The sequence below is a fragment of the uncultured Adlercreutzia sp. genome (assembly GCA_910585575.1).
Lineage (GTDB): Bacteria > Actinomycetota > Coriobacteriia > Coriobacteriales > Eggerthellaceae > Adlercreutzia.
Map to the genome: position 1 here is coordinate 1 of CAJUFS010000088.1, position 8,039 is coordinate 8,039.

An 8,039-nucleotide genomic window follows, 5' to 3' on the forward strand; every position below is an offset into this window, starting at 1 on the left:
TTGAACACCGCGAAGAAGTTCGCCGCCTGGCCCGACGACGTGAGCATGGCCGCCGTACCGCCCTCAAGCTCGGCAATCTTCGCGGCCACGGCGTCGTTGGTAGGATTGGCCAGGCGCGTGTAGAAGTAGCCCGATTCTTCCAGGTCGAACAGGCGACCCATGTGCTCGGAGGTGTCGTACTTCCAGGTGGTGTTCTGATAGATGGGCACTTGACGCGGCTCGCCGTCGCCGGGGCGCCAGCCGCCCTGCACGCAGGTGGTTCCAAGGGACTCGGTCATGCATGACTCCTTCTTTGGGAAAACGTACGAAGTTTGTTCCCCATTATAGGAAGCCGCGCCCCGCGCGGAACCGCCTCATCGGCCACGAACCATAGGAAGTTCCGCCCTGCCGCCATCGGAAAACCCGAGGGCGGCGGGGCGGAACCCGCAAATCATTCATTCTGCTGTAGACCGCCCCGCTCGGGACAGAAGCATCTCGCCCCTTTCTCAGAGCGTCTTACTTCCCGCGCCCAAGAAGGCGCAAGAGGCGCTCCTACTTCCCACGCACCGCGTCGGCGGGATGGATGGTCATGGATTGGAAGCGGTCAGCCATGTAGGTGTCGTTGAACTCGTGGTCGTAGAACTGCTGGATGGGGGTGTCCACTGGGTCGCCCGACAGGCGCTCGTACCAGCAATCGAGCGACTGCAGCGTCATGACGGCGTCCACCAAAATGAAGCAGGCCGCCACCGTGGTAAGCACATAACGCCAGTTCCACGGGATGAAATTCACCAAGCGCAGCATGAAGGGCAGCAGCAACTTGATCCACACCACACCCAGCAGACCCCAGCAGGCCATGAACGGCAGGCAGGTGCGGCCGCCGAACAGCGAGCCGGGCATGTTAGAGTAGTCCCAGGCCACTGCGCCGAAAGCGTACTGCATGAACAGGCTGGTGAGCGCCTCGAAGGCACCGCCGATAACCGCCGCCACCAAGAAGATGATCACGAAGTTGCTCTTATGGAAGCGGTTGAGGAAGATGGTCATGAGCACCGCGCCGCAACCGTAGATGGGCGAGAACGGCCCGAACAGCAGCCCCGCGCGGTCTTGCCACTGACCCGGCACCACGAACAAGAAGTGCACGATTTCTTCCATGAACAGACCCAGGATGCTGGCCACCACGAAGATCCAGAACAGGTTGAAGAAGTTCAGGGTGATATAGCCCTTGCCCGAGGGGTCGCGGCCGAGCGTGCCGGCCTCGCCTTCCTTGTGCTCTTCAGCCTCACGCTCCTGGCGATGGCGCCGGCGCTCTTCCAAAAGGGACGGGTCCAAGTAGCTTTGCAGGGCGATGGTGACAATGAGCACCACCAGGTAGAACACCAAGTCAATGCTCATGCCCTCAAGCATGATGGAGCACAGGCCGCCCAAGATGATCAGCACGTACAGCCCGTAGGATATAAGCGCCGCCCAACGCCGCTTGTTCTGGAACATGCGCACGCCGAAGACGATGAACGTAATGGCCAGCGCCACCAGCACGGCCAAATGCACGAAGGTGACCACAATGGTGGACGTGCCCTCGCCGTGCATGCCTCCCGAGGCGAACATGGTTACCGCCTGGTAGATGGACTTCGCAATGCCCGGCAGCGCAGCGCCGGAGCCCACAATGAGCAGGACGCCGAAGATGCGCAGAACCACGGGCAGTCGCTTCTTGTCCACGGGGCTGGTGAACTCGGCGGCAATAGTGGCAGTGGTCTCGTCGAAAGCTTGCTTCTTATCGGCAATGCCGCGCTTGACGTCGGCGACGATCTCACTGGGATGCTCCACGGCGTGCACCGCAGCCACCGCCTCTTCGGCCGTGTGCTCCAGCTTGGCCTCCACGGCCTCGGCAATTTGCTCCGGGTGGCGTACCTCGTCAACGGCCTCGTGCAGCTTCTCATTGTCACGCGCTACGTCGGCCTTCAGCTCGGCAGCGTCGTTGTGCAGCTGGTCGTGCCATTCCTGACGCGTTTCGGCAAGGTCGGCCCGCTCGAATTCCACGGCGTCCTTCAGGCCCTCTTCCACCTTATCGGCCGCTTCTTTCGCCAGGTGCTCGGCCTTCCCAAGAGGGCCTTCTGCGGCCGCATGTCCCGTTGCCTCCGGCGTTGGCTCGATGGATTTCGGCGTATGCTTTTCACGGTGAGTCATGGCTTCTCCTCCCGCAGATTCCTATTCATTCAGCAGTATAGAAACCTCGCAGGGAAAAGATGACCACCGCACCCAACGTACGCCAACCCGCAACGCCCCCGTTGCGCAGCGGTGAAGTTGCGGGACCATAGAATCCCGTGCGTATCCTACCCCCAGCAGGCGATGAAGATGGCGATGCCCATGAACACGGCGGATAGGCCCAGCACTGCGATAACGTCGTTCAGCCTTTCCATGGCTCCTCCTCGTGGATTAAGCTCCCTCGATGCCGTTCGTCTCTCTATGGGTTAGACGCTTCAGCGGCCCAGTTTGTTGCGCGCTTCGAGGAAACTCCACAAGCGGGAGCCGTACAGCGGCCCTACTGGGCGTAGACGTCCGTGCTTATAGGAATCTGCTGGTTGTGGCTATACCAATCGCTCCAGGGATCCTCCGCCGTCGGAGGCGTGACAGCGTAGGCTACATCATAGGAATACCAAACCTCATGGCGCAGCACCGTGCCGCCCTGTTTCTCTATGGCCTCATCGACGCGTTTCTCCATTACCGCAAGGCTGTCCGGCTTTCCCAGCTCGTCCCCTGGATCGACAGCGGCCGAGATATCGTGATCGCCGGAATAAGCGATGACTGTATCGAGGCTCTGGGGCAAATCGCTGGGATCCACGTAGAGCTTGAACGTCTTCTCCTCGTCGCCCATGCGGTAAATGATGCTGGTGTAATTCGGATTCTCCCAAGGCTCGTTCCAAAGCGCCCCGGAAAACCTTTGCTGCGACACCCAGATAAGCCCAACAACAATCAGCACGAGCGCTGCCCCGCAAAGAGCTCCTTTAAGTGCAATGATGGCGCGATCCGACCGCTGTGTCTGCGCGCCTTCACTCTGGCTCGCGCTGCGCTCTTGGCGCAGGTTCTCGTTTTCGTCCATTGGCATGGGGGCTCCTTTGCTCGTCTTCCGCCTTCCACGCTACCATAACCGACTCGACGCACAAGCAACGGTTGTTAACATATAACGCTGACCTGGGAATTTTCCGCTGATTGCTGCATCGCCACCGCGCAAGCCCCCGTGCCAGCACCTCACTCGGAGCCCTCGTCCCAATCGTCGCCGAAGTCGAGGTCGAACCATTCTTCGGCCCATTCGTTGACCTCCGGGCGCTCCTTGGCCTCTTCCTTGCGCTGCTCGACGGTTCCCATGTTGTGAAGGTTCGTCACGGTGAGACGCATGAACTCTCTGCCATAGTGCGCCGTGCCCCGGTCGAATTTTTGCAGACGAAAGGACTGGTCGCCATAGTGCAAGTAGAGAACTCCATCGAGCTGGCCCAGGAAGGACCACACGCTCGAAAGACTTGCCCAACCGACGGAAGCGCCTTCTTCGTCCTGCAGCTCGTACAAGTTGGGATCGGCGGTAGCGACAAAGCGCCCATTGACGGGATTGCGGTCAGGAGCGCCGAAATCGGCCAACTGCCACAGGCCGCCGTCCTCTTCCGTCAATCCGAACGAGGCATACACCGGACTTCCGGGATCGGCGATAGAGCCGTAAGTGCCCTCAAGATCAAAACCGTTTTCTACGCCGCCCATAAACCTACTCACCTGGAGGAACGCCGCCCCCACCGCTACCGCCACAAGAGCTACAGCGCATACGGCTATGAGCACTCGTTTGGTGCGACGATAGACGGTATCCATATGATCGTTCTGGGCGGCCCGCGCCTCCAACAGGCTGGCACGCAGCGCGAGCTCCTGGGGATCGGGAGCCGGATCAGCGTCGGGCCCTTTGCCCAGCAGCTCGTTGGGAGTTACCTCCAGCGCCTCGGCCAAAGCTCGCAGCGTGTCAGCATCGGGAACCGAGATGCCGCGCTCCCACTTCGAGACGGTCTGGCGCACCACATGCACCTGCTCGGCCAGTTCGCCCTGGCTCATGCCGCGCTCCTGGCGCAGCCGCTTGATCTCGTCCTTTAGCATGGGAGGCTCCTTCGTTCGCGGTTCGCGGATCCCGGAACGTGGCCTTCCCGCCCGTCCGCCGCCTTTCAGCAAAGGCAACCGCTTTCCGTCCTCCACGCTACCACAACCAGCCCGACGCACAAGCAACGGTTGTTAACACGCGACACTGAACTGGGAAATCTTCGCCGCCTACAGCGCTACCACCACCGTGCAGGCTCCCAGCGCCACCGCCCCTGCCGTCAGAAGAACCGCACCCAACAATGATGCCATCATGATCATCAGCCCCTTTCGGAATCGCTCGCTTTCCGTTTCGCTGACCCCATCATGACAGCCCCGTCTTACGCCCCCTGCACGCACACCTTACGGATTTGTTGTATTGAAGTTTTGGTCCCTGACGTCAAGCTAATCCCCGTAGGGGATGACGCCGGTGAAGGGGTAGGTGCCGTCGGTGGCTATGAGGAGGTAGTTGTCGGCGCCGCCGAATTCCTCGTCGGAGGCGTCGACAACGTACACGTTGGCGAAATGCCCTCGCAAGCGTTCCACCTGCGAGAACAGGCGATACATGGCATCGCCGGTGTATTCCGCCACGCAGTTGGCCATGAACAGGCCACCTGGTGACAGGCAGACTTTGGCTGTGGTGACGCCCTCGTCGCTGGCGAAAAACGGCACGGCCTCGCGACCGACGAAAGCGTCGATGATGATGGCGTCGTAGGGAGCGCGGCAGGCTCCTCGTCGCAGGAAGGACCCGCCGTCCTCGGTGAAAATGCGCAGGTCGCCGGCGCGATCTTCTTCATCCAGCTGCGCCTCGAGGCGATCAAGGAAGAATTCCCGTCGCGCAAGATCCACCATAGCGGGGTCGATCTCCACCACGTCCAGCTGCACGCCGGGATGCTCCACCAGCAACTGCTTAGGGTAGGCGAACCCGGCTCCGCCGATCATCAGCACGCGCCGCACCGTTAGCGTCGGCTGCGCCTCAAACATGTGGTCGAAAGAGCGCAGGTAGGCGAAGGGGCACTGGGCCCAGCGTTCATCCAGGTAGGTGGCCGACTGCAGCACGCCGCCCACATTCAGCATGCGCACCAGCGAACCGTCCTCGGCCGGCATGGCGTACACCGTCGCCTCCCCGAACATGGTCGGAAACGCCTGACGACCTCTGCCGCGCATCTTTTCCCAGAGCCCTAACGACACTGTCAGCCTCCATCATCCGTAAGCGCCTTCGCCTGCGAGATAGCCTTCCTTTGCTTCACCGCGCTCAAGGGCACCGGCCAAGGCGCTGCTTACCTGCTTGCCCGAGCCAGAAACTCGTCCACATCCAACTGGGTGAAATCCTCGAAGTAGACATCGGCGCGTTCGCGCAGCGCCTCGCGGGTGCCGGAGATGTCGTTGTCGTAGATGGCCGCCGTGCGATAGCCCGCGCCGCGCAGGGTGTCCAGGGCGTAGGCCGCATCCTCGAAACCCCAGGTGTGGGTGCGATCGGTACCCAAGAAGCTGCGAGCGTGGTTGTACACCGTCGGCTCGCGCTTGCTGGTATTCAAATCGTCCACCGACACGATGACCTGCAAGTACGGCGTGAAGCCGCAGCGATCGAGGCAGGCGCGCAGCATGTCGGGCGAGGTGCTGCTGGCCACCGCCAGGGGCACGCCGCGCTCATGCAACGCGCGCACAAACGCCAGCGCCCCGGGCCGTGCCTCCACCTCGTTGGCGTAAAAGGCACGCATGCGATCGAAGATCATGACCATGACGGCCTCGGCGCTCTCCCCCAGCCCGCATTGCTTGTGCAAATACGCGCTGGCCTCTTCCAGCGACATGGTGGTGATGGCGTCGGCATCCTGGGGCGTCAGGGCAATGCCGGCCTCGGCGCACAGCTGCCGATCCACCTCGTGCCACGCCTCCATGGAATCCACCAGCGTGCCATCGCAATCGAAGATGACGCCGATCTGCTCCTCCATAATCGCCTTCGCTCCTTCCACCAAAGAGGGCGGCCTTCGCCGCCCTCGAACAATCCACCGGCAAGATTACCTTGCTTGCTATTCTTCCACGCGAATGACGCTGGGCTCGGCGAGCACCACGCCATCCAGGCTGAGCGCCTCTTCCAGCGCCTCGCGAATGTCGCGCTCGCGGCAGCGGTGGGTTACCACCACCTGGTCCACGCGCTCGGCGCCGGAGCGGCCGCGCTGCACGATGGACTTCACCGAGATGTTGTGGCGCGCGAACACGCCGGCCATGGTCTCCAGCACACCGGGGCGGTCGGTCACCGAGAAGCGCAGATAGTAGCGCATGACCAGGTCATCCATAGGCAGGATGGGCAGTTCGTCAGTGCAGGTGCAGCCCACGATGGGCGCCACACCCTGCTGAATATGGCGAGCCACCTCCAGCACATCGCCCATAACCGCGCTGGCCGCAGCGCCCGCGCCGGCGCCTTCGCCGAAGAACATGGTCTCGCCCACGAAATCGCCCACTACATAGATGGCGTTGAACACGCCGTTCACCGTGGCCAGCTGGTGCGTTTCGGGAATCATAGTGGGATGCACGCGCACGTCGATGCCGTCTTCCTTGCGATGGGCAATGGCCAAAAGCTTGATGACGTAGCCCATATCGCGAGCCGCCTCGATGTCCACGGGGCTGATGTTGGTAATGCCGTCGGTGAACACGTCGTCCAAGGTCACGCGCGAATTGAACGCAATGGAGGACAGGATGGCAATCTTCGCCGCCGCATCGAAACCGTCCACGTCGGCCGACGGATTGGCCTCGGCAAAGCCCTTCTCCTGGGCCTCGCGCAGGGCGTCGTCGTAGGACAGGCCGTTGTCGGCCATGCGCGTGAGCATGTAGTTCGTGGTGCCGTTCACAATACCCATGACCGTCTGAATCTCGTTGGCAATAAGCGAGTGCTTCAGCGGGTCGATAATGGGGATGCCGCCGCCCACGGATGCCTCGAAGGCCAGCTCCTTGCCAGCCGCCTCGGCCGCCTCCATGACTTCCTTGCCGTAGGTGGCCATGAGCGCCTTGTTGGCCGTGACCACGTTCTTGCCCGCAGCCAAAGCACCCAGCACCACATCGCGGGCCGCAGTGGTGCCGCCGATGAGCTCCACCACAATATCGATATCCGGGTTGTTGATGATGTCGTTGAAGTCAGTGGTGAAGATATCGGCCACACCATGGGCCTCAGCCTGGGCAATTTCGCGGGAGCACACTTGGACCAACTCGATATCAATACCGAAGTGGCGCTTGAAGGCCTCCTGGTGCTTCTGAATGATGTCGATGCAGCCACCGCCCACGGTGCCGGTGCCCACCAAGCCAATCTTCACTGCCATGCTACGTCCTCTCAGGATCGTCAAACGTCTCTCGATTGGACGATTATAAGGGCAGTTTGCACGAACGGAAGCCAGGCCACGGGAAAAGACGCCCCCAAGCGGGGAAGGGCAGTTCAGCGAAATTGCCTACCCCAACCTTTGGCGCCGTAGCGGGCGGGAGCCGCACCCTCTCGCGAGCAGCATCCGCTCAAGCAAGCGGGAGCTGGCCCCGCGTTCGGGGCCCAGCCAGGTGTAGGTTCCAATATGAGGCGGTTTGGTTCCCCGACGCTCTCGGCGACGACATTCCGACCTGGGGTTTTGCGGCGCAGGGGAACCAAAGTCCCGCATTCTGGCACCGCGAAGGATACCAAACCACCCGTTCCTGGAACCTAGTTCATGAACGGAGCACGGGACCTTTAGGGACGGGGCGCAGGACCTTCAGGAACGGAGCGCAGGACCTTCAGGAACGGAGCGCGGTGCCGCTTCTTGCCCCGCTGGAGCAGCGGGCGGGGGCGGCATCCCCGGAGGGCACGCGTCCATCCTTGGCGCCGTAGCGGGCGGGGGCGGTATCCCCGGAGGGCACCGTCTGAACACCAAAAAGAAAAGGCGGCCGTAGGCCGCCAGGTAAAAGCATGAGGGAGCGCAGCGCACGAGCGAAGCGAGCAGCGG

Annotated in this window: 7 protein-coding genes; all 7 read right to left on the bottom strand. The window is 62.0% G+C overall.

Going from position 1 to position 8,039, the window contains the following annotated elements; genetic code table 11:
- A partial coding sequence (locus QZ307_RS09970; protein WP_295999456.1) for a PLP-dependent transferase occupies positions 1–278 on the bottom strand: 278 nt, incomplete at its 3' end.
- Positions 279–531: 253 nt separating this feature from the next.
- Positions 532–2,157, bottom strand: a complete 1,626-nt coding sequence (locus QZ307_RS09975) for a hypothetical protein (RefSeq protein ID WP_295999458.1) — start codon at positions 2,155–2,157, stop codon at positions 532–534.
- 355 nt (positions 2,158–2,512) lie between these two features.
- Positions 2,513–3,076, bottom strand: coding sequence for a hypothetical protein (locus QZ307_RS09980; protein ID WP_295999460.1), 564 nt, complete (start codon positions 3,074–3,076; stop codon positions 2,513–2,515).
- A gap of 143 nt (positions 3,077–3,219) precedes the next feature.
- On the bottom strand, positions 3,220–4,101 hold the full coding sequence (locus tag QZ307_RS09985; protein WP_295999462.1) for a helix-turn-helix transcriptional regulator: 882 nt from the start codon (positions 4,099–4,101) through the stop codon (positions 3,220–3,222).
- Positions 4,102–4,482: 381 nt separating this feature from the next.
- Entirely contained in the window at positions 4,483–5,211 is a 729-nt protein-coding gene (locus QZ307_RS09990) for a spermidine synthase (protein ID WP_295999463.1), read from the bottom strand.
- A 146-nt stretch (positions 5,212–5,357) separates the two neighbouring features.
- Positions 5,358–6,029: an HAD family phosphatase gene (locus QZ307_RS09995; RefSeq protein WP_295999465.1), complete on the bottom strand. Its 672-nt coding sequence runs from the start codon at positions 6,027–6,029 to the stop codon at positions 5,358–5,360.
- 78 nt (positions 6,030–6,107) lie between these two features.
- A complete protein-coding gene (locus tag QZ307_RS10000) occupies positions 6,108–7,391 on the bottom strand; it encodes a homoserine dehydrogenase (RefSeq protein ID WP_295999468.1) in 1,284 nt (427 codons plus the stop codon).
- Between the last annotated feature and the right edge of the window lie 648 nt (positions 7,392–8,039).

Excerpts from the sequence above, each read along its gene's own strand:
- QZ307_RS09975 (WP_295999458.1), bottom strand. The coding sequence starts at position 2,157 with ATGACTCACCGTGAAAAGCATACGCCGAAATCCATCGAGCCAACGCCG.
- QZ307_RS09980 (WP_295999460.1), bottom strand. The coding sequence starts at position 3,076 with ATGCCAATGGACGAAAACGAGAACCTGCGCCAAGAGCGCAGCGCGAGC.
- QZ307_RS09985 (WP_295999462.1), bottom strand. The coding sequence starts at position 4,101 with ATGCTAAAGGACGAGATCAAGCGGCTGCGCCAGGAGCGCGGCATGAGC.
- QZ307_RS09990 (WP_295999463.1), bottom strand. The coding sequence starts at position 5,211 with ATGTTCGGGGAGGCGACGGTGTACGCCATGCCGGCCGAGGACGGTTCG.
- QZ307_RS09995 (WP_295999465.1), bottom strand. The coding sequence starts at position 6,029 with ATGGAGGAGCAGATCGGCGTCATCTTCGATTGCGATGGCACGCTGGTG.
- QZ307_RS10000 (WP_295999468.1), bottom strand. The coding sequence starts at position 7,391 with ATGGCAGTGAAGATTGGCTTGGTGGGCACCGGCACCGTGGGCGGTGGC.